The sequence below is a fragment of the Cellulosimicrobium sp. RS genome, from assembly GCF_046159675.1.
In the GTDB taxonomy this organism is placed as follows: domain Bacteria; phylum Actinomycetota; class Actinomycetes; order Actinomycetales; family Cellulomonadaceae; genus Cellulosimicrobium; species Cellulosimicrobium funkei.
Genome location: NZ_JBJXVU010000008.1, coordinates 155,744 through 175,636, shown reverse-complemented (window position 1 = coordinate 175,636; position 19,893 = coordinate 155,744). Strand labels below are relative to the sequence as shown.

Sequence of the window (19,893 nt, the reverse complement as noted above, 5' to 3'; positions counted from 1 at the left end):
CGGGCTCAGGCCTCGGGGGCCTCGTCGGGCTCGGCCTCGATCGTCAGCAGGCCCGCGTTGATCTCGCGCATCGCGATCGAGAGCGGCTTCTCCTGGTTGCGCGTCTCGAGCAGCGGCCCGACGTTCTCCAGCAGGCCCTCGCTGAGCTGCGAGTAGTACGCGTTGATCTGGCGCGCACGCTTGGCCGAGTAGATGACCAGCGCGTACTTCGAGTCGACGTGCTCGAGCAGGTCGTCGATGGGCGGGTCGGTGATGCCCTCGGGGGCGGCGACGGTTCCGGACACAGTTCGCTCCGTGGGTTCAAGGGTCTGCAGCGGGCGCTGCAGCTGGTCGATGGCGGCGGCGCGCACGGCGCCCCCGTCCGGGACCGGGCGGCCGCGGCACCACGTCGCAGGACGGGCCGCCGACCGGGCCTCGGGCCCACGGGGGAACGCCCGCGCACGGGCACCGCAGGACAGTCTACTCGCTGTGCCCCTCGCCGTGCCCGGACGGCACGGGGGACGACGCCGGGGACGTGCCCTCCGCCGGGACGGGACGGGGCTCGAGCCCCATGACGCGCACCAGCTCGTCCGTCGCGCGGTGCACCTCGTCGTTGACGATGACGTGGTCGAACTCCGACTCCGCCGCGAGCTCGACCCGGGCCGTCGTCAGACGGCGCTCCCGCTCCTCCGCGTCCTCCGTGCCGCGCCCGACCAGGCGACGCACGAGCTCGTCCCAGCTCGGCGGCGCGAGGAACACGAACCGGGCCTCGGGCATCGACGCGCGGACCTGCCGCGCACCCTGGAGGTCGATCTCCAGGAGCGCCGGCACGCCCGCGGCGAGCTTCTCCTCGACCGCGCGCCGGGGCGTGCCGTAGCTGTTGCGCCCGTGCACGACGGCCCACTCCAGCAGCTCACGGTCCGCGACCATGCGCGCGAACTCGTCCGGGCCGACGAACAGGTAGTGCACGCCGTCCACCTCGCCCGGCCGCGGGTCGCGCGTCGTCGCCGACACGGACAGCCACACCTCCGGGTAGCGGGCCCGGATGTCGGCCGACACCGTGCCCTTCCCGACGGCGGTCGGGCCGGCCAGGACGGTCAGGCGGGCGGGTCCGGGGACGACGGGCGGCGACGCCGGCCCCGTGGTCTCCCCGGCGGGGACGGACGGCGTCGGCTCGGACGGGTGCGCGGAAATGTCAGCCAAACCTCTCGATGAGGGCCGCGGACTGGTGGGGGCCGAGGCCGCGGACACGACGTGTCTCGGCGATCCCGATCTCCTCCATGATCGCCCGAGCCTTCACCTTACCCACGCCGGGCAGGGACTCCAGCAACGAGACGACCTTGAGCTTGCCGATCATGTCGTCCGTCTGGCCGCGCTCGATGACCTCCTTCAGGGAGCCCTGGGAGTACTTGAGCCGGTTCTTCACCTCGGCGCGCACGCGTCGTGCCTCCGCGGCCTTCTCGAGCGCCGCCGCGCGCTGTTCTGGGGTCAGGGGTGGAAGTGCCACGCAAGTCACCTACTCGTCGTCAGGCGGATGGGCCCACTCAGTCGTCCCGGCGTGCCCGCAGGTGGAGCCCCGACCGGGTGGATCACCCGGGCGACCTGCGCCGACGCACGGAGCCGACCCCTCGAAAGTAGCGAGCCTCGGGCGATCGGGCAACGACTGGGCGTGGCGCGTCGTCCGCGGCCGTACCCGGGACGGGCCCGGTGGCGGCCCCGGCAGCGGGCCGGGAACGCAGGCGGAACGAGGGCGGGACGCGGATCCGGGGGCGGCTCAGGACGTCACGAGGCGCGCCACGAGCGCGTCGCGCACCGCCGTCGTCACGCCGCACGCCACGAGGTAGTCGTCGATGCTCCCGTGCTCGCGCACCGCGAGCTCCCACGCGCCCTCCAGGTAGGCGGGCTCGACGGTGAGGACCGGCGCCAGCGCCTCGGGCGACAGCCCCGGCAGCGGGGGCACGAGCGCGGCGAGCCCCTCGGCCGCCGCCGCGCTCGCGAGGTACTCGGCCATGCGCTCCTCCTCCGGGACCCCCGCGACGTACTGCACGAGGGCCACGACCCAGCCCGTGCGGTCCTTGCCCGCCGAGCAGTGCACGACGCTCGCGCCGTCGGCCGCGGCGACGTCCGCCAAGACTCGGCCGACCGTCTCCCGGATGCCCGGGTCCGTGACGAACGTCGCGTACACGCCGTGCATGAGGCGCCGCGCGACCGCAGCCGGGTCGTCGGCCGCGAGCAGGCCCGCGACGAGCGCCGCCGGGTCCGCCGAGGCGCCCGCGCCCGCTCCCCCGTCGACCAGGCCCGGCGTCGGGTCCATGCCCCGGCGCAGCACGCGCACGCCGCCCGGGACGGCGTCCGCGCCGTCGCGCGCGAGCTCGTCCCCGCCGCGCAGGTCCACGATCGTCCGCACGTCCAGGTCGACGAGCGCGGCCTGGCCCGCGGGGGTGAGCCGGGACAGGCTCGCCGTGCGCAGCAGCACGCCCGTCCGCAGCGGCTCGTCGTGACCGGCCGGCACCGCCCGACCGCCCACGTCGCGCGCGTTCCACGTGCCCGGCACGTCCAGGGCGCCCGGCACGGCGCCCGTCGGAGGCAGCTCCGGAGGCGTACCGGCAGCGGTCGGGGCAGGGTCGGTCGTCTCGTCGCGGGAGGTCATGGGCGCAGTCTGGCACGGGACCGCGGGGCACGACGGCGACCGGGCCGGCACCCGCGAGGGTGCCGGCCCGGTCCCGGGAGGCGCGGGGCTCAGCCGCGCAGGGCCTGCGCCGCCTCGTCCGTGGCGGCGCGGGCCGCCGCGCGCAGCGCGTCCGCGTCCGGCCCGGCGCGCAGGACCCCGCGCGACGACGACGCGAGCACCTGGCGCCGCGCGTCGCCGAAGACGGCGGCCAGCTCGGCCGCGCCCGCGCCCTGCGCGCCCACGCCGGGCGCGAGGAGCGGCCCGCGCACGGCCGCGAGGTCCGTGCCGGTGCGCGCCGCGGCGTCCGCGATCGTCGCGCCCACCACGAGCCCGACCGGCCCGAGCGCGTCGCCCGCGGCGACGACCGGGGCGTTCACCTGGGCCGCCTCGCGCGCGACGTGCGCCGCGACGGACTCCACGCCCGCCCCGGCGCCCCGGCACGCGTGCTGCACCTCGGCGCCCTCGGGGTTCGACGTCAGGCACAGCACGAACAGGCCGCGCCCCGTCTCCAGCGCCGCGTCGACCGCGGGCTGCAGCGACCCGAACCCCAGGTACGGGGAGACGGTCAGCGCGTCCGCCGCGAGCGGCGACCCGTCGCGCAGGTACGCGTCGGCGTACGCGGCCATGGTCGAGCCGATGTCGCCGCGCTTGGCGTCCATGATCGTCAGCGTCCCGGCGGCGCGGGCCGCCGCGAGGACCTCCTCGAGCGCCGCGACGCCCCGCGACCCGTGGCGCTCGAAGAACGCCGACTGCGGCTTGACCGCGGCCACGCGGCCCCCGACCGCCTCGACGACCCGCAGGCCGAACTCGCGCAGCCCGGAGGCGTCGTCGGGCAGGCCCCAGTCCGCGAGCAGGCCCGGGTGCGGGTCGATGCCCACGCACAGCGGCCCGTGGTCCGCCGTCGCCGCCGCGAGGCGCGCGCCGAAGCCCGCGCTCACGCGCCCACCCGCTCCGCGGCGGGAGCGGGCAGCTCGACGCCGTCGGTCAGGCCCTCGCCCGCCATGTGCTCCTGGAGGCTCGCGACCGCGAACGGCCCGGCGAGGACGGCCTCGATGCCCTGCACCGCGGCGGCGAGCTGGTCGACCGTCGTCGCGATCGGCTTGTCGGCCGCCGTCGTGGCCGCGCGGATCTCGTAGCCGTCGGCGCGCGCGCCCTGCCCGGACGGCGTGTTGATGACCATGTCCACCTCGCCGGCCGTGATGAGGTCGACGATCGTCGGCTCGCCGTCCGCCCCGCGCCCCGCGGAGAACTTGCGCACCACGCGCGACGCGATGCCGTTGCGGCGCAGCACGCTCGACGTGCCGTCCGTCGCGAGGATCTCGAACCCGAGCTCCGCGAGCCGCTTGACCGGGAAGACGATCGAGCGCTTGTCGCGGTCGGCGACCGAGACGAACACGCGGCCCGACGTCGGCAGCCCGCCGAACGCGGCGGCCTGCGACTTGGCGAACGCGTGCGGGAAGTCGCGGTCGAAGCCCATGACCTCGCCCGTCGAGCGCATCTCCGGGCCGAGCACCGTGTCGACCACGACGCCGTCCGCGGTACGGAAGCGCTTGAACGGCAGGACCGCCTCCTTGACCGCGATCGGCGCGTCGAGCGGGAGCGTGCCGCCGTCGCCCTCGGCGGGCAGCACGCCTGCGGCGCGCAGCTCGGCGATCGACTCGCCCGCCATGACGCGGGCCGCGGCCTTCGCGAGCGACGTGCCCGTCGCCTTCGAGACGAACGGCACCGTGCGCGACGCGCGGGGGTTGGCCTCCAGGACGTAGAGCACGTCGGAGACGAGCGCGTACTGCACGTTGAGCAGGCCGCGCACGCCGACGCCCTTCGCGATGGCCTCGGTCGACCGGCGGATGCGCTCGATCTCCTGCTCCGAGAGCGACACGGGCGGCAGGACGCACGCCGAGTCGCCGGAGTGGATGCCGGCCTCCTCGATGTGCTCCATCACGCCGCCGAGGAAGAGCTCGGTGCCGTCGTAGAGCGCGTCGACGTCGATCTCCATGGCGTCGTCGAGGAACCGGTCGATGAGCAGCGGCGCGGGCAGCGTCCCGGCCGTGCGGTCCTCCGCCGCGGCCGCCACGAGGGCGCGCTCGACGTACCCCGTGAGCTGCTCGGCCGAGTACACGATCTCCATGCCGCGCCCGCCGAGCACGTAGGAGGGGCGCACGAGCACCGGGTACCCGATGCCGGCCGCGACGTCCTTCGCCTCGTCCAGCGAGCGCGCCGTGCCGAACGCCGGGGCGGGCAGGCCCGCCTCGACGAGCACGCGGCCGAACTCGCCGCGGTCCTCGGCGGCGTCGATCGCCTCGGGGCTCGTGCCGAGGATCGGCAGGCCCGCGTCGGCGAGGCGCTGCGCGAGCGCGAGCGGGGTCTGGCCGCCGAGCTGGACGATGATGCCCTTGACCGGTCCCGCGGCGAGCTCCGCCTGGTAGACCTCGAGCACGTCCTCGAACGTCAGCGGCTCGAAGTAGAGGCGGTCGGACGTGTCGTAGTCGGTCGAGACCGTCTCCGGGTTGCAGTTGACCATGACCGTCTCGTAGCGCTCGCGCAGCGTGAGGGCCGCGTGCACGCAGGAGTAGTCGAACTCGATGCCCTGGCCGATGCGGTTCGGGCCCGAGCCGAGGATGATCACGGCCTCGCGCTCGCGCGGGGCGACCTCGGTCTCCAGGTCGTACGACGAGTAGTGGTACGGCGTGCGGGCGGCGAACTCGGCCGCGCACGTGTCGACCGTCTTGTAGACGGGCCGGACGCCGAGCGCGTAGCGGACCTCGCGCACCGTCGCCTCGCCCGCCGGGCCCATGCCGCGCAGACGCGCGACCTGCGCGTCGGACAGGCCGTGCTTCTTCGCCTCGCGCAGCACGTCCTCCGTGAGCGCGGGCGCGTCCGCGACGGCCGCCGCGACCTCGTTGACCAGCTGGATCTGGTCGAGGTACCACGGGTCGATCTTCGTGGCCTCGAACACCTGCTCCACGCTCGCCCCGGCGCGCAGCGCCTGCTGGACGCCGATGATCCGGTTCTCCGTGGGGCGCGCGATGCGCACGAGCAGCGCGTCGAGCTCCGCGCCGGAGACGGGCTCGCCGTCCCAGTGGAAGACCGAGCCGCCCTTGTCGATCGAGCGCAGCGCCTTGCCGAGCGCCTCCGTGAAGTTGCGCCCGAGCGCCATCGCCTCGCCGACCGACTTCATGGTCGTCGTCAGCGTCGGGTCCGCGGCCGGGAACTTCTCGAACGCGAACCGCGGCACCTTGACGACCACGTAGTCGAGCGTCGGCTCGAACGAGGCCGGCGTGACCTGCGTGATGTCGTTGGGGATCTCGTCGAGCGTGTAGCCGACGGCGAGCTTCGCCGCGATCTTCGCGATGGGGAACCCGGTCGCCTTGGACGCGAGCGCGGACGACCGCGAGACGCGCGGGTTCATCTCGATGACGATGACGCGGCCCGTGTCCGGGTCGACGGCGAACTGGATGTTGCAGCCGCCCGTGTCGACGCCGACCTCGCGGATGACGGCGATGCCGATGTCGCGCAGCTTCTGGTACTCGCGGTCGGTGAGCGTGAGCGCGGGCGCGACCGTGATCGAGTCGCCCGTGTGCACGCCGACGGGGTCGACGTTCTCGATGGAGCACACGACCACGACGTTGTCGTTCTTGTCGCGCATGAGCTCGAGCTCGTACTCCTTCCAGCCGAGGATCGACTCCTCGAGGAGCACCTCCGTCACCGGGGAGTAGTGCAGGCCCTGGCCGACGATGCGACGCAGCTCGTCCTCGTCGTACGCGAAGCCCGAGCCGAGGCCGCCCATCGTGAACGACGGGCGCACGACCATCGGGTAGCCGAGGTCGCCCGCGGCCGCGATCGCCTCGTCGACCGTGTGGACGATGACGGAGCGCGCGGACTCGCCGCCGCACGTCTCGACGACGTCCTTGAACTGCTGGCGGTCCTCGCCCTTCTGGATCGCCGCGATGTTCGCGCCGATGAGCTCGACGCCGTACTCGGCGAGGACGCCGGCCTCGTCGAGCGCGATCGCCGCGTTGAGCGCCGTCTGACCGCCGAGCGTCGGCAGCAGCGCGTCCGGGCGTTCCTTGGCGATGATCGACGTGAGGACCTCGGTCGTGATCGGCTCGACGTAGGTCGCGTCGGCGAACTCGGGGTCGGTCATGATCGTCGCCGGGTTCGAGTTCACGAGGACGACCCGCAGGCCCTCCTCCTTGAGCACGCGGCACGCCTGGGTGCCGGAGTAGTCGAACTCGCACGCCTGGCCGATGACGATCGGGCCGGACCCGATGACCAGGACGCTGGAGATGTCGGTTCTGCGAGGCACGGTCAGCTCTCCTTGGTGGTCTGCTCGACGGCGTCGGAGCCCGCGCCCGCCGCGCCGGCGGCGCGACGCGACGTCATGAGCTCGACGAAGCGGTCGAAGAGGTACGCGGCGTCGTGGGGGCCGGCCGCGGCCTCGGGGTGGTACTGGACGGAGAAGGCGGGCAGGTCGAGGCACTCGAGCCCCTCGACCACCTGGTCGTTGAGCCCGACGTGGGACACGACGACGCGCCCGTAGCGGCCGCCGTCGTGCGGGGCGACGGACTCGCCGTCGAGCGGCGCGTCGACCGCGAACCCGTGGTTGTGCGCCGTGACCTCGACCTTGCCGGTGCGGCGGTCCATGACGGGCTGGTTGATGCCGCGGTGGCCGTACGCGAGCTTGTACGTGCCGTAGCCGAGCGCGCGCCCGAGGATCTGGTTGCCGAAGCAGATGCCGAAGAACGGCGTGCCGCGGTCCAGGACGCCGCGCAGCAGCTCGACCTCGTGGGTCGCGGCGCTCGGGTCGCCCGGGCCGTTGGAGAAGAACACGCCGTCGGGCGCGTACGCCTCGATGTCCGCGATCGTCGAGGCCGCGGGCACCACGTGCACGCGCACGCCGCGCTGGGCGAGGCGCTGGGGCGTCATCGACTTGATGCCGAGGTCCACGGCGACGACGGTGGCGACGGGCTCGCCGTCCGGCGTCGTGCCCTCGAAGGGCTCGACGACGTACGCCGTGTCCGTGCTCACCTCGCGGGCGAGGTCGGCGCCGGCCATCGCGGGCGCCGCCTTCACCTCGGCCACGAGGTCCTCCACGGTGCGCGAGTAGCCGTCGCGCACGAGCGCGTCGCCGGAGAAGATGCCCGCGCGCATCACGCCGAGCTCGCGCAGGTGGCGCGTGAGGGCGCGCGTGTCGACGTCGCTGATGCCGACGACGCCCTGGGCCGCGAGCTCCTCGTCGAGGGTGCGCTGCGCGCGCCAGCTCGACGCGCGACGGGCCGCGTCGCGCACGACGTACCCGGCGACCCAGATCTTGCCGGACTCCGGGTCCTCGTCGTTGACGCCCGTGTTCCCGATGTGGGGGGCCGTCATGACGACGATCTGCCGGTGGTAGGAGGGGTCGGTGAGGGTCTCCTGGTAGCCGGTCATGCCGGTGTTGAAGACGATCTCGCCGACGGTCGTGCCGCGCGCGCCGTACGCGCGGCCGGGCTGCACCGTGCCGTCCTCGAGGACGATCAGGGCCCGGTCGGGGGCGGGTGCGCCGGTCACCGAGGTGACTGCGGTCGGTGAGCTCACTGCGTTCGCTGAGGCGGTCAAGGTGCTTCCTCGTCGTTCTCGTCGGTGCCGGGTGCCGCGCTGTCGCGCGTCGGCGCCGGGCCGTCCTGGTCGGTGGGTGCGTCGGTGGCGCTGCTCGGCGCCCCGGTTCGTCGTTCGCGGGTGCCGTCGGCGCCCGCGCTCCGGGGGCGGCCGGCGAGGTCGCGCACGGCCTCCAGGAGACGCGGGACGTCGTGGTCGTGGCGCGGCATGAGGCCGGTGTCGAGCCGGACCTCGGGGTGCGCCGGGGCCTCGGGGGCGTCGGCGGGGACCGGCTCGGCCGGGACGGACCACGTCACCACGACGATGGCCTCCTTCCCGACGAACTTCCCCGCCATGCCCGGGGTGAGCGCGACGTCCTCGACGGCCGCCGCGGGAACCCACACGTCGTCGGCGCCGCGGCGCGCGACGTGCAGGCCGGCGTCGTGCACGGTGACCTGGGCCTGCGCCCGGTCGCCGAGGCCGTGGGCGCCGACGCGCGCGAGCCAGTCGCCCGCGAGCGTGCTCGACACGTACAGCGCGTCGAGCGGGCCGAGCACGACGCCGCCGCGCGCGGCCTCCGGCGGCACGACGGGCGGCGTCGGGACGAAGCCCGCGGAGCGGCGCACGAGCCGGCGGCGGCCGACGAGCACGAGCGTCAGCAGGACGACGCCGAGGACGACCCAGATCCCGGCCGCGACGGGCTGCGGCAGGTTCACGCCCCCACCCCCCGACCGGCGGCGACCGCCTCGACGGGCGCGCCGTCGAGCACGGTGGCCCGGCCCCGCAGGAACGTCGCGACGACCGCACCGGGCAGCTCGCGACCCTGGAAGGGCGTGTTGGTGCTCGCGGTGGCCTGCCCGGCGCCGTCGACCACGCGCCGCGCGGCCGGGTCGACGAGCGTGACGTTCGCGGGCTCGCCGACCTCGAGCGGGCGGCCCTGCGCGCGCTCCCCCGTGTCGATGCGGCCGATGCGCGCGGGCGCGCTCGACAGCACGCGCGCGACGTCGGCCCACGTCATGCGGCCCGTGTCGACCATGGTCTGCTGCACGACGCTCAGCGCCGTCTCGAGGCCCGTCATGCCGAACGCGGCCGCGGCCCACTCGCAGTCCTTGTCCTCGCGCGCGTGCGGCGCGTGGTCGGTCGCGACGATGTCGATCGTGCCGTCGGCCAGGCCCTCGCGCACCGCCTCGACGTCCGCTGCCGTGCGCAGCGGCGGGTTGACCTTGAACGTCGGGTCGTAGCCGCGCGCCAGGTCGTCGGTGAGCACGAGGTGGTGCGGCGTGACCTCGGCCGTGACGTCGATCCCGCGGCCCTTGGCCCAGCGGACGATCTCGACCGAGCCGGCGGTCGACAGGTGGCACACGTGCAGGCGCGAGCCCACGTGCTCCGCGAGGAGCACGTCGCGCGCGATGATCGCCTCCTCGGCGACCGCGGGCCAGCCCGCGAGGCCGAGCTCGGCCGACACGACGCCCTCGTTCATCTGGGCGCCCTCGGTGAGGCGCGGCTCCTGCGCGTGCTGGGCGACGACGCCGTCGAACGCCTTGACGTACTCGAGGGCGCGGCGCATGAGGATCGGGTCGTCGACGCACTTCCCGTCGTCCGAGAACACCCGCACGCGGGCCGCGGAGTCGGCCATCGCGCCGAGCTCGGCGAGCTGCTCGCCCGCGAGCCCGACGGAGACGGCGCCCACGGGGTGCACGTCGACCCAGCCCGCGTCGCGCCCGAGGCGCCACACCTGCTCGACGACGCCCGCCGTGTCCGCGACCGGGGTCGTGTTCGCCATCGCGTGCACGGCCGTGAAGCCGCCCGCCGCCGCGGCGCGGGTGCCGGACGCGATCGTCTCGGCGTCCTCGCGCCCCGGCTCGCGCAGGTGGGTGTGCAGGTCGACCAGCCCGGGCAGGGCGACGAGGCCCGTCGCGTCGACGACGACCGTGCCGTCGTCGTCCGCGGCGCGCGCGGCGCCGACCGGGGCGAGCTCGGCGACCACGCCGTCCGCGAGGACGAGGTCGACCGGGTCGCCGCCGAGCGGGCGCGCGCCGCGCAGGACGTACGTGGTGGTTGCGGCGCTGCTCACGAGGCGGAGACCCTTTCGACGGCGGGGACGGGCTGGGCGGAGGGCAGGGGCGCGGCCGACGCCGCGGCGTCGGCCTCGTCGCTGCCCGCGAGGAGGAGGTAGAGCACGGCCATGCGCACGGCGACGCCGTTCGCGACCTGCTCGACGATCACCGCGCGCGGCGAGTCCGCCGCCTGCGCGGAGATCTCGAGGCCGCGGTTCATGGGGCCGGGGTGCAGGACGACGGCGTGCTCGGCGAGGAGCCCGAGGCGCCGGGCGTCGAGCCCGTACTTGCGGCTGTACTCGAGCGGGTTCGGGAAGAAGGCCCCGCCCCCCGCGCCGGCGCCGCTCATGCGCTCGCGCTGCACGCGCAGCATCATCACGGCGTCGGGGCCGCCGTGCGCCGTGTCGCCCGCGAGGGCCGCGTCCAGGTCGTAGGAGACCTCGCACGGCCACGTCTGGACGCCGACCGGCAGCAGCGTGGGCGGGGCGACGAGCGTCACGCGAGCCCCGAGCGTGTGCAGCAGGTGGACGTTCGAGCGCGCGACCCGCGAGTGCAGCACGTCGCCGACGATCGCGACGTGGCGCCCGTCGAGGCCCGCGCCGCGCGCCGCGGCGTCGTCGGGACCGCTCGCCCCCGGCGACGTCAGGCCCGTCCCGGTGAGGTGGCGGCGCAGCGTGTACGCGTCGAGGAGCGCCTGCGTCGGGTGCTGGTGCATGCCGTCGCCCGCGTTGACCACGGCCGCGTCGAGCCAGCCCGCGTGCGCGAGCAGGTGCGGGGCGCCCGACGCCTGGTGCCGCACGACGACCGCGTCCGCGCCCATCGCCTGGAGCGTCAGCGCGGTGTCCTTGAGCGACTCGCCCTTGGACACGCTCGACCCCTTGGCCGAGAAGTTGATGACGTCCGCCGACAGGCGCTTCGCCGCGGTCTCGAAGGAGATGCGCGTGCGCGTGGAGTCCTCGTAGAAGAGGTTGACGACCGTGCGACCGCGCAGCGTCGGGAGCTTCTTGATCTCGCGCGACTGCGTCGCGGCCATCTGGGCGGCCGTGTCGAGGATGCGGACCGCGTCGGCGCGCCCGAGGTCCTGGGTCGAGAGCAGGTGCCTCATGCGCGGGCCTCCCCGTCCTCGGAGGAGCCCGGCTGCGCAGCAGCGGGCCGGATGACCACCGCGTCGGCGGACGCGTCGCCCGCCGCGGGAGCGCCGTCGATCTCGGCGAGGCGCACGCTCACGCGCTCGGACGTCGACGTGGGCAGGTTCTTGCCCACGAAGTCCGGGCGGATCGGCAGCTCCCGGTGGCCGCGGTCGACGAGCGCCGCGAGCTGCACCGCGCGCGGGCGGCCGAGGTCGCTGATCGCGTCGAGCGCGGCCCGGATCGTGCGGCCGGAGTACAGGACGTCGTCGACGAGGACCACGACCTTGCCGTCGATCCCCGACGCGGGCAGGCGCGTCGCGCCGATCGTGCGCGTCGGGTGACGGTGCAGGTCGTCGCGGTACATCGTCACGTCGAGCTCGCCGACGATCGCGTGCGGGTCGGGCGCGCCGTCTGCCTCGATCGCGGCGAGACGCTCGGCGAGCCGGGCCGCGAGCGGGACGCCGCGCGTCGGGATGCCGAGGAGGACGAGGTCGTGGGCTCCCTTGTTGCGCTCCACGATCTCGTGGGCGATGCGCGTCAGCGCGCGGGAGATGTCCGCCGCCGCGAGGACGACGGTCCCGGCGGTCGGCCCCGTCTCGGGGTCGGCCCCCGGCCGGGGTGCGGATGGTGTGGGCACAGCAGCGCCAGAGCTCATGTCCGGCGACCTCCTTCCCCGCCTCACTGGACGGGCCTTAAAGGATGTCTGACGGTCACCCACCCTACCGCCGGTGGTCCGGCGGCCGGGTGCGCGTCCCGCCCGGTGGGACGCGGCGTCGGTCACACCCGTGACCGACGCCGCGCGAGGCGTCGTCCCGGCCGCGGCCGGGCGCCGCGGTCAGGCCGTGATCGTCGGCTTCATCTCGACGATGCGCGCGAGCAGCCCGTTGACGAACGACGGCGAGTCGTCCGTCGACAGGGAGCGCGCGAGGTCGACGGCCTCGTCGATCGCGACGACGTCCGGGACGTCGTCGTTGAAGAGGATCTCCCAGCCGCCGATGCGCAGCAGCGCCCGGTCGACGGCGGGCATGCGCTCGAGCGTCCACCCGTGGGAGTAGGTCTCGAGCAGCTCGTCGATGCGCTCGCGGTGGGCGAGCACGCCCTCGACGATGTCGACCGCGTACTGCGGCAGCGCGGTCTGCGCCGTCCCGGGGTCGGCGACGCGCTCCGCGAGGAGGGTCGTCGGGTCCACGTGACGCTGCTCCGCCTCGAAGAGGACGTCGAGCGCGCGCTTGCGCGCCTTGGTGCGTGCGGCCATGTCAGTCCGTCGTCTGTCCGTCGGGGCCAGCGGTCAGTCGTTCACGCGGCCGAGGTACGACCCGTCACGCGTGTCGACCTTGACCTTGGTGCCCTGCTCGAGGAAGAGCGGGACCTGGATCTGCGCGCCCGTCTCGAGCGTCGCGGGCTTGGTGCCGCCCGTCGAGCGGTCGCCCTGCAGGCCCGGCTCGGTGTACGTGATCTCGAGGACGACCGAGGCGGGCAGCTCGATGTAGAGCGGCTGGCCGTCGTTCGACGCGATGAGCACGTTCTGGTTCTCGAGCATGTAGTCCTTGGCGTCGCCCACGATCTCGGCACCGACCGTGATCTGGTCGTACGTCGAGGTGTCCATGAACACGTAGTCCGCGCCGTCCTGGTACAGGTACTGGAAGTCACGGCGGTCGACGTTGGCGGTCTCGATCTTGAGGCCGGCGTTGAACGTCTTGTCGATCGTCTTGCCCGTCATGACGTTCTTGATCTTGGTGCGGACGAACGCGCCACCCTTGCCGGGCTTGACGTGCTGGAACTCGATCACGGTCCACAGCTGGCCGTCGAGTCGCAGCACGGTGCCGTTCTTGATGTCGTTGGTGGTCGCCACGTTCGTCTTCCTGTCGGAGGGTCAGCGGTCCCGTCGACGCGCTGCCGCGTGCCGGGACGGCACGACGGGGCCACGAGAGCGGGATGCGGAAATGGGCCTTGACGATCTTACCGGAGCGCGGCGAGGACCGCGTTCGCCACGACGCCCAGGGTCGCCGCCCAGCACATCGAGGCGAGCGTCCCGATGACGAAGCGCTCCGACGCGACGGGGTGCTCACGCAGCTCGGGGTAGCGGCCCAGGCCCTTGATCGCGACGACGAAGGCGATGCCGCCCGGCTCGCCCGCGAGGAGGCAGCCGGTGATCGCGAACCGCTCGAGGATCCCGATCCACGTCCCGCCGCGCAGGGCCTTGACGGCCTCCGTCCCGATCGGCCCCGTCGTCGGAGGGGGCGGCGGGGGCACCGGGACGGCCGCCGGGTCCGCCGGGGCACCGCGCCGCGGCCGGCCGGCGCGCCCTGGGGCGGACGAGCCGCCCGCGCGCGCCGCCGCGCGCAGGACCACCTGGGTCACGGGGCCGCCGCCGAGGACGCTCGCGGCGAGCGCGACCACCCAGACGAGCACCACGAGCACGACTGTCACCGGGTCCGTCACGCCCTCTCCTCCTGCCGATCCACCGGCGGCCCCTCGTGGAGCTCGCCCAGCAGCCTCGCGACCACGGGCCGCGCCGCCGCCTCCTCGGGCCACAGCGCGGTGCGCAGCCGCTGGCTGACCGCCTGCTCGGATACGCCGAGCGCGCGAGCCACATCCTTCTGGGTCCCACCCACACGCGCCAGCGCGTCGACGGCCTCCCACCCGGGCGCGGTGCGCCGGTCCACGACCGCCGCGAGGAGGCGCAGGAGCGCCTCGACCTCCGCGGCGCGCGCCGCGGGCTCCCCACGGACGGCCACGGGCGCGGTGGCCGCGCGCGACTTCGCCTGCTCGACCGCCTCGCGGGCGCGCACGAACGCCGTGCCCGACGCCTCGCGCGACACCGGGGGCAGCGGCTCGTCGACCGGCCCGACGCCGAGGCCGACGCTCCAGCCGCCGTCGCGCAGGAGGTCGAGCACGACCTCGACGACGACCTCCGGGTCGTCGAGGACGCCCTGGACCTCGTCGCCGACCGTCCGGGCGAACGGGACGACGACGCCGTCGCGGCCTGCCAGCATCTCGTCGAGGCGCGCGAGCACCTCGGGGACGCGGTCGGGCCGACCGGTGCTCCCCCGCTGGTCGACGGTCAGCACGTACATGACATCAAGGCTAGATCCTTGTTCGTCGACCATCAAGCCCGGAGGCTTGATCGGAGCAGATCAAGCCTCGGTGGACCGAAGGCGAGCCGCGACGGCCTCCAGCGCGAGCCGGTAGGAGTCGAACCCGAAGCCTGCCACCGTGCCGGTCGCGACCGCCCCCACGACGGAGTGGCTGCGGAACGCCTCGCGCGCCGCCGGGTTGCTGAGGTGGACCTCGACCAGCAGCAGGCCGGACGTCGTGACCTGCGCGGCGGCGTCACGCACCGCGTAGGAGTAGTGCGTGAACGCGGCCGGGTTGAGCACGACGTGGGCCCGCGCGTCGACGGCCTCGTGCAGCCAGCCGACGAGCTCGGACTCGTCGTCGGTCTGCCGCACGTCGACGGCGAGGTCGAGAGCGCTCCCCCACGTCGTCGCCGACTCGCGGAGGTCCGCCATCGAGGCCGAGCCGTAGATCTCCGGCTCGCGCACGCCGAGCCGGCCGAGGTTGGGTCCGTTGAGGACGAGCACGCGTTCCATGGCGCCCGAGCCTAGCCGTGCCGGGGAGGACGACGGCGACACGTCCGGGGCCGCTCCCGACGGGCGACGGACCACGGCCTCGGGCAGGCTGGCGGGGTGACCCTCAGCGCTGCCCGCCCCCGGCCGCCGGCACGGCACCCGCACCTGCGCTCCGCGCCCGTCGCCGCGCCGTCCGGCGCTCGTCCGCGGACAGCCGCATGAGCGCGACGCGCTACCTCGACGCCCCGTTCGCGGCGCTCGCGCACCGCGGCTTCTCGCGCGACGGCCTGGAGAACTCGATGGCGGCGTTCGCGGCGGCCCGTGAGCTGGGGCTCCGGTACGTCGAGACGGACGCCCACGCGACGTCGGACGGCGTCGCCGTGGCGCTCCACGACGCCTCGCTGGACCGGACGACGGACGCGCGCGGCCTGGTGGCCGACCTCCCGTGGCGCACGGTGCGCACCGCCCGGATCGGCGGCCGCGAGCCGGTGCCGTCGCTGGAGGACGTCCTCGGGACGTGGCCGGACCTGCGGGTGAACGTCGACGTCAAGTCGGCCGCGGCGGCCGAGCCCGTCGCGCGCGCGATCGAACGCACGCGCGCGCACGACCGCGTGTGCGTCGCGTCGTTCGCCGCGTCGCGGCGAGAGGCGACCGTGGCGCGGCTCTCGCGCCCCGTGACCGTGTCCGGCGCGCGAGGCGCGGTCGTGGGCATGCTGCTCGCGGGGCGCGCGCGGGCGGACGCGCTCGCCCGCCTCGCGGCCCGCTCGGTCGACTGCCTCCAGGTCCCGGTGCGCGAGGGCTGGGTCCGGGTCGTGGACTCGGCGTTCGTGCGGGCCGCGCACCGGGCCGGCGTCGCGGTGCACGCCTGGACGGTCAACGACGCGCCGACGATGCACCGGCTGCTCGACCTCGGGGTCGACGGCATCGTGACCGACCGCTCGGACGTGCTGCGCGACGTGCTCCGCGGCCGGGGGCTCTGGGCCTGACCCCGCCGAGGATCCGTCAGAGGGCGATCGGCCCCCGGCCCACCGGGGCGTCCGCCGCGATCTCGGCGTAGGCCGCGGCGAGGAGCGTCGGGTCCGGGCCCTCGAGGCGCGTCGGGCGGGCGACGTCGTCGAGCACGACGAAGCGCAGGAGGTCGCCGCGCGACTTCTTGTCGCGGCGCATCGCGGACAGCAGCTGCTCCCACCGGTCGCCCCGGTAGGTGAGGGGCAGCCCGAGCGAGCCGAGGATCGCGCGGTGGCGGTCGACGACGGCGTCGTCCAGCTTCCCGGCGAGGCGCGAGAGCTCGGCGGCGAACACCATGCCGACGGAGACGGCCGCGCCGTGGCGCCACTGGTAGCGCTCGGTGAGCTCGACGGCGTGGCCCAGCGTGTGGCCGTAGTTGAGGATCTCGCGCAGCCCGGCCTCCTTGAGGTCCTCCCCCACGACGCGCGCCTTGACCGCGACCGAGCGCTCGACGAGCTCGGCGACGACGGCCCAGGTCTCGTCCGTCGTCGGCCGGGTGCCCCACGCGGCGAGCGCGTCGGCGTGCTCCTCGACGAGCTCGAGGATGCGCTCGTCCGCGATGAAGCCCGTCTTGACGACCTCCGCGAGCCCCGCGACGAAGTCCCAGCGGCCGAGCGACTCCAGGGCCGCGAGGTCGCACAGGACGCCCGCCGGCGGGTGGAACGCGCCGACGAGGTTCTTGCCCTCGGCGGTGTTGATGCCGGTCTTGCCCCCGACCGCGGCGTCGACCATCGCGAGGAGCGTCGTCGGCACGTGCACCACGCGGATGCCGCGCAGCCACGTCGCGGCGACGAAGCCGCCGAGGTCCGTCGTCGCGCCGCCGCCGACCGTGACGACCGCGTCCGTGCGCGTGAAGTCCAGCTGCCCGAGCACGCCCCAGAGGAACGCGGCGACCTGCGCGGTCTTGGCCTCCTCGGCGTCCGGCACCTCCGCGACGTACGCCTCGTAGCCCGACGCCTTGAGGTCCTCGTGGACGACCTCGGCCGTCGCGGCGAGGGCCGCGGGGTGCACGACGAGCACCCGGCGCACCGAGCCGCCGAGCATCGCGGGCAGCTCGCCGAGCAGGTGGCGCCCCACGACGACGTCGTACGGCTGCTCGCCCGCGACCCGGACGCGCGTCGGCGCGGCAGCGGCCGGGTGCTGGGCGGGGGTGGTGGCGTCGGGGGTCACGCGTTCTCCTGTTCGACCGGGGTGCCGGCGGGGTCGGCCGGCGGGGGTGCGGGCGTCGTGCGCCCCGGGGTGCCGGGCGCGATGTCGCCCGCGAGGTGCCCGCGGATCTCGCGGGCGACCTGGGCGGGCGTGCGCGCGTCGGTGACGACGTGCAGCGTCGAGACCCGCTCGTAGACGGGCCGACGCGCCTCCATGAGGGCGGCCCAGCGCGCCCGCGGGTTGCCGAGCAGGAGCGGGCGCGCCTGGTTGAGGCCGACGCGCGGCGCGGCGTGCGCGAGGCTCACGTCGAGGAACACGACCGTCCCGCCCGCGGCGACGTACGCCGCGAGGGCGGTCTGCGTGTGCTCGTCGAGCACCGCGCCGCCGCCCAGGGCGAGGACGCCGTCGTGCGTCGCGAGCGCGGTCGTCACGGCCTCACGCTCCAGCTCGCGGAAGTGCGGCTCGCCGTGGTCGACGAAGATGTCCGCGACCGGCTTCCCGGCCGTGGTCTCGACGTCGACGTCCGTGTCTCGCTGCGCGAGGCCGAGCAGCTCGGCCAGGTGGCGGGCGACCGTCGACTTCCCGCTGCCGGGCGGGCCGACGAGCACGACGACCGGACGGGTCCCCGGGGCGACGGGCGTCATCAGCGCTGCAGCTCGGGGATCGCGGCGAGGTACGCCTCGGCGTTCCGGCGGACCTCCGCGACCGAGTCGCCGCCGAACTTCTCGAGCGCCTGCTCGGCGAGCACGAGCGCGACCATCGCCTCGGCGACGACCGCCGCGGGCGGGACCGCGCACACGTCGGAGCGCTGGTGCTGGGCCTTGGCGACGTCGCCGGTGACGACGTCGACCGTCGCGAGCGCGCGCGGCACCGTCGAGATCGGCTTCATGGCGGCGCGCACGCGCACCACCTCGCCGTTCGACATGCCGCCCTCGACGCCGCCGGCGCGGTTGCTGCGACGGTGGATGCGGCCGTCGGCGCCGCGCTCGATCTCGTCGTGCGCGGCAGACCCGCGGCGGCGCGCGGTGCGGAAGCCGTCGCCGACCTCGACGCCCTTGATCGCCTGGATCCCCATGAGGACGGCGGCGAGGCGCGCGTCGAGGCGACGGTCGCTCTGCGCGTAGGTGCCCAGGCCAGAAGGGACGCCGTACGCGAGCACCTCGACGACGCCGCCGAGGGTGTCGCCCGCCTTCTGGCACTCGTCGATCTCCGCGACCATGGCCGCGGCGGCGTCCGGGTCGAAGCAGCGCACCGGGTCCGCGTCGAGCGCCGTGACGTCGTCGGGGCCGGGCACCGGCGCGTCCTCGGGGACCTCGACCGGCCCGATGGCGACGACGTGCGACACGAGCCGGACGCCGAGCGCCTGCTCGAGGAACTTCGCCGCGGCCGTGCCGAGCGCGACGCGCGTCGCCGTCTCGCGTGCCGAGGCGCGCTCGAGCACGGGGCGCGCGTCCTCGAAGCCGTACTTGCGCATGCCGACGAGGTCGGCGTGCCCCGGGCGGGGCCGGGTGAGCGGGCGGTTGCGCGCGATCTCCCGGACGTCGCCCGTCCCGGCGTCGACGAGCAGGGCCTCGGGCGGCACCGGGTCGGACGACATGACGTCGACCCACTTGGGCCACTCGGAGTTCGCGATCTCGATGGCCAGCGGCCCGCCCTGGGTCACGCCGTGGCGCAGGCCGCCGAGGACGCGCAGCTCGTCCTGCTCGAACTTCTGCCGCGAACCGCGGCCGTACCCGAGGCGGCGGCGCGCGAGCGCGGCGCGCACGTCGTCCGTCGTGAGCTCGACGCCCGCGGGCAGCCCGTCGAGGATCCCGACCAGCGCCTCGCCGTGCGACTCACCCGATGTCAACCAACGCAGCATGATCGCCATCCTCCCACGTCGGCGCGCCCGTCCCGGCGGGCGCCCGCAGTACGGACCGACGGCGTGCGACGACGGGTCGAGGGGTCCTGAGGGGACGCCGCGGACCGCGCCGTGCTCGTCGATGCGGCGGTCTGTGGACGACGACGTCCCACGCCACCGCGGGCGCGCTACGGTGCCGCGCATGGTCCAGCAGGGGGACGGGACGAGGCACGCCGCGGGATCGCTCCGCGGGTCGGGTGACGACGAGCGGGACGAGGCGCGGGCGGCTGTCGTGACCGCGGACGCGCCGAGGTCGTGGGGACGACGCCGTCGCGCCGACCTCGCCCGGGAGCTCCGGGTCGCGGGCCGGGCGGGTGGAGCGCTCGCGCTGCTCGCGGCGCTGGCCGCGGTGTGGTGGTCGGGCCCGTCGTGGGCGACGCCCGCCGTCGTGGTCGTCGCCGCGGCCGGTGCGCTGCTCGCCGTGGTCGACGCGCGCACCCACCGCCTGCCGGACGTGATCGTGCTCCCGACGGGGGTCGCGGTCGTCGTGCTGCTCGCGGGCGCGTCGCTCGCGGCGGGCGACGGGGAGCCGCTCGTCCGCGCGCTCGCCGGGGGCGCCGTGGGCTTCTGCGCCTACGCCGCGCTGCGGCTCGCGCACCCGCCCGGGCTGGGGTTCGGCGACGTGAAGCTCGCCGGCACGCTCGGCACCCCGCTCGCGTGGCTCGGGTGGGCCGAGCTCGTCGCCGGGCTCCTCCTGCCGTTCCTGCTCGGCGGGGCGTGGGCGCTCGGCCTGGTGGTCTCGCGGCGCGCTCGCCGCGACACCGCGGTGGCCTTCGGCCCCTTCATGGTGCTCGGCCCGGGCGTCGCCGCCGGCTGGGGGCAGACGACGACCGACGCGGTCCTCGGCGGCTGA

The 19,893-nt window shown here is 75.2% G+C and carries 21 protein-coding genes; 2 read left to right on the top strand and 19 right to left on the bottom strand.

Annotation, left to right across the window (positions count from 1 at the left end; translation table 11 throughout):
* Window positions 1-5 precede the first annotated feature (5 nt).
* The 16 genes from rpoZ to ACI769_RS13820 form a co-directional block, all read right to left on the bottom strand.
* On the bottom strand, window positions 6-284 hold the full coding sequence (gene rpoZ / locus ACI769_RS13895; RefSeq protein ID WP_031316460.1) for a DNA-directed RNA polymerase subunit omega: 279 nt from the start codon (window positions 282-284) through the stop codon (window positions 6-8).
* Window positions 285-459: 175 nt separating this feature from the next.
* A complete protein-coding gene (gene gmk / locus ACI769_RS13890; protein ID WP_212715474.1) occupies window positions 460-1,071 on the bottom strand; it encodes a guanylate kinase in 612 nt (203 codons plus the stop codon).
* A gap of 103 nt (window positions 1,072-1,174) precedes the next feature.
* Window positions 1,175-1,486, bottom strand: a complete 312-nt coding sequence (gene mihF, locus ACI769_RS13885; protein ID WP_021482878.1) for an integration host factor, actinobacterial type — start codon at window positions 1,484-1,486, stop codon at window positions 1,175-1,177.
* A 267-nt stretch (window positions 1,487-1,753) separates the two neighbouring features.
* Window positions 1,754-2,629 (bottom strand): tyrosine-protein phosphatase, encoded by an 876-nt coding sequence (locus tag ACI769_RS13880; RefSeq protein WP_409141766.1) that lies wholly within the window; start codon window positions 2,627-2,629, stop codon window positions 1,754-1,756.
* Between the two features lie 89 nt (window positions 2,630-2,718).
* Window positions 2,719-3,588, bottom strand: coding sequence for an orotidine-5'-phosphate decarboxylase (gene pyrF / locus ACI769_RS13875; protein WP_409141765.1), 870 nt, complete (start codon window positions 3,586-3,588; stop codon window positions 2,719-2,721).
* A complete protein-coding gene (gene carB / locus ACI769_RS13870; RefSeq protein ID WP_409141764.1) occupies window positions 3,585-6,956 on the bottom strand; it encodes a carbamoyl-phosphate synthase large subunit in 3,372 nt (1,123 codons plus the stop codon). Before carB ends, pyrF begins: the two co-directional genes overlap by 4 nt.
* A gap of 2 nt (window positions 6,957-6,958) precedes the next feature.
* Entirely contained in the window at window positions 6,959-8,197 is a 1,239-nt protein-coding gene (gene carA, locus ACI769_RS13865; RefSeq protein ID WP_409141763.1) for a glutamine-hydrolyzing carbamoyl-phosphate synthase small subunit, read from the bottom strand.
* 44 nt (window positions 8,198-8,241) lie between these two features.
* A complete protein-coding gene (locus ACI769_RS13860) occupies window positions 8,242-8,940 on the bottom strand; it encodes a hypothetical protein (RefSeq protein WP_409141762.1) in 699 nt (232 codons plus the stop codon).
* Window positions 8,937-10,298 carry a dihydroorotase gene (locus ACI769_RS13855; RefSeq protein WP_051028381.1) on the bottom strand — a complete coding sequence of 454 codons (1,362 nt, stop codon included), beginning with the start codon at window positions 10,296-10,298 and terminating at the stop codon, window positions 8,937-8,939. The genes ACI769_RS13860 and ACI769_RS13855 overlap by 4 nt, the downstream gene beginning before the upstream one ends.
* Complete coding sequence (locus ACI769_RS13850) at window positions 10,295-11,386, bottom strand: aspartate carbamoyltransferase catalytic subunit (protein ID WP_086150375.1); 1,092 nt, start codon at window positions 11,384-11,386, stop codon at window positions 10,295-10,297. The genes ACI769_RS13855 and ACI769_RS13850 overlap by 4 nt, the downstream gene beginning before the upstream one ends.
* Window positions 11,383-12,066 (bottom strand): bifunctional pyr operon transcriptional regulator/uracil phosphoribosyltransferase PyrR, encoded by a 684-nt coding sequence (gene pyrR / locus ACI769_RS13845; protein ID WP_409141761.1) that lies wholly within the window; start codon window positions 12,064-12,066, stop codon window positions 11,383-11,385. Before pyrR ends, ACI769_RS13850 begins: the two co-directional genes overlap by 4 nt.
* A 180-nt stretch (window positions 12,067-12,246) precedes the next feature.
* On the bottom strand, window positions 12,247-12,666 hold the full coding sequence (gene nusB, locus ACI769_RS13840) for a transcription antitermination factor NusB (protein ID WP_021482611.1): 420 nt from the start codon (window positions 12,664-12,666) through the stop codon (window positions 12,247-12,249).
* A gap of 33 nt (window positions 12,667-12,699) precedes the next feature.
* Entirely contained in the window at window positions 12,700-13,263 is a 564-nt protein-coding gene (gene efp / locus ACI769_RS13835; RefSeq protein ID WP_021482610.1) for an elongation factor P, read from the bottom strand.
* Window positions 13,264-13,370: 107 nt separating this feature from the next.
* Window positions 13,371-13,853, bottom strand: coding sequence for a hypothetical protein (locus tag ACI769_RS13830; RefSeq protein WP_409141760.1), 483 nt, complete (start codon window positions 13,851-13,853; stop codon window positions 13,371-13,373).
* Entirely contained in the window at window positions 13,850-14,488 is a 639-nt protein-coding gene (locus ACI769_RS13825) for a hypothetical protein (RefSeq protein ID WP_409141759.1), read from the bottom strand. Before ACI769_RS13825 ends, ACI769_RS13830 begins: the two co-directional genes overlap by 4 nt.
* A gap of 60 nt (window positions 14,489-14,548) precedes the next feature.
* Complete coding sequence (locus ACI769_RS13820) at window positions 14,549-15,004, bottom strand: type II 3-dehydroquinate dehydratase (RefSeq protein ID WP_409141758.1); 456 nt, start codon at window positions 15,002-15,004, stop codon at window positions 14,549-14,551.
* Window positions 15,005-15,201: 197 nt separating this feature from the next.
* On the opposite strand from ACI769_RS13820, the gene ACI769_RS13815 reads away from it, so the two are divergent.
* Window positions 15,202-15,969, top strand: coding sequence for a glycerophosphodiester phosphodiesterase family protein (locus tag ACI769_RS13815; protein ID WP_061267279.1), 768 nt, complete (start codon window positions 15,202-15,204; stop codon window positions 15,967-15,969).
* A gap of 16 nt (window positions 15,970-15,985) precedes the next feature.
* On the opposite strand, the gene aroB is transcribed toward ACI769_RS13815, so the two are convergent.
* Genes aroB through aroC form a run of 3 tightly spaced genes read right to left on the bottom strand, consistent with a single transcriptional unit; the run spans window position 15,986 to window position 19,001 of the window.
* Window positions 15,986-17,161 carry a 3-dehydroquinate synthase gene (gene aroB / locus ACI769_RS13810; RefSeq protein WP_409141757.1) on the bottom strand — a complete coding sequence of 392 codons (1,176 nt, stop codon included), beginning with the start codon at window positions 17,159-17,161 and terminating at the stop codon, window positions 15,986-15,988.
* A complete protein-coding gene (locus ACI769_RS13805) occupies window positions 17,158-17,784 on the bottom strand; it encodes a shikimate kinase (RefSeq protein ID WP_409141756.1) in 627 nt (208 codons plus the stop codon). The genes aroB and ACI769_RS13805 overlap by 4 nt, the downstream gene beginning before the upstream one ends.
* Complete coding sequence (aroC, locus tag ACI769_RS13800) at window positions 17,784-19,001, bottom strand: chorismate synthase (protein WP_043658430.1); 1,218 nt, start codon at window positions 18,999-19,001, stop codon at window positions 17,784-17,786. The genes ACI769_RS13805 and aroC overlap by 1 nt, the downstream gene beginning before the upstream one ends.
* A 181-nt stretch (window positions 19,002-19,182) precedes the next feature.
* Here aroC and ACI769_RS13795 point away from each other — a divergent pair, with 181 nt between their 5' ends.
* Window positions 19,183-19,893, top strand: a complete 711-nt coding sequence (locus tag ACI769_RS13795; RefSeq protein ID WP_409141755.1) for a prepilin peptidase — start codon at window positions 19,183-19,185, stop codon at window positions 19,891-19,893.

What these genes read in the sequence shown, in the direction of transcription:
- ACI769_RS13880 (WP_409141766.1), bottom strand. Translation starts at nt 2,629, where the DNA reads ATGACCTCCCGCGACGAGACGACCGACCCTGCCCCGACCGCTGCCGGT.
- ACI769_RS13815 (WP_061267279.1), top strand. Translation starts at nt 15,202, where the DNA reads ATGAGCGCGACGCGCTACCTCGACGCCCCGTTCGCGGCGCTCGCGCAC.
- aroC (WP_043658430.1), bottom strand. Translation starts at nt 19,001, where the DNA reads ATGCTGCGTTGGTTGACATCGGGTGAGTCGCACGGCGAGGCGCTGGTC.
- nusB (WP_021482611.1), bottom strand. Translation starts at nt 12,666, where the DNA reads ATGGCCGCACGCACCAAGGCGCGCAAGCGCGCGCTCGACGTCCTCTTC.
- ACI769_RS13795 (WP_409141755.1), top strand. Translation starts at nt 19,183, where the DNA reads ATGGTCCAGCAGGGGGACGGGACGAGGCACGCCGCGGGATCGCTCCGC.
- pyrR (WP_409141761.1), bottom strand. Translation starts at nt 12,066, where the DNA reads ATGAGCTCTGGCGCTGCTGTGCCCACACCATCCGCACCCCGGCCGGGG.
- ACI769_RS13805 (WP_409141756.1), bottom strand. Translation starts at nt 17,784, where the DNA reads ATGACGCCCGTCGCCCCGGGGACCCGTCCGGTCGTCGTGCTCGTCGGC.
- ACI769_RS13825 (WP_409141759.1), bottom strand. Translation starts at nt 14,488, where the DNA reads ATGTACGTGCTGACCGTCGACCAGCGGGGGAGCACCGGTCGGCCCGAC.
- ACI769_RS13850 (WP_086150375.1), bottom strand. Translation starts at nt 11,386, where the DNA reads ATGAGGCACCTGCTCTCGACCCAGGACCTCGGGCGCGCCGACGCGGTC.
- ACI769_RS13820 (WP_409141758.1), bottom strand. Translation starts at nt 15,004, where the DNA reads ATGGAACGCGTGCTCGTCCTCAACGGACCCAACCTCGGCCGGCTCGGC.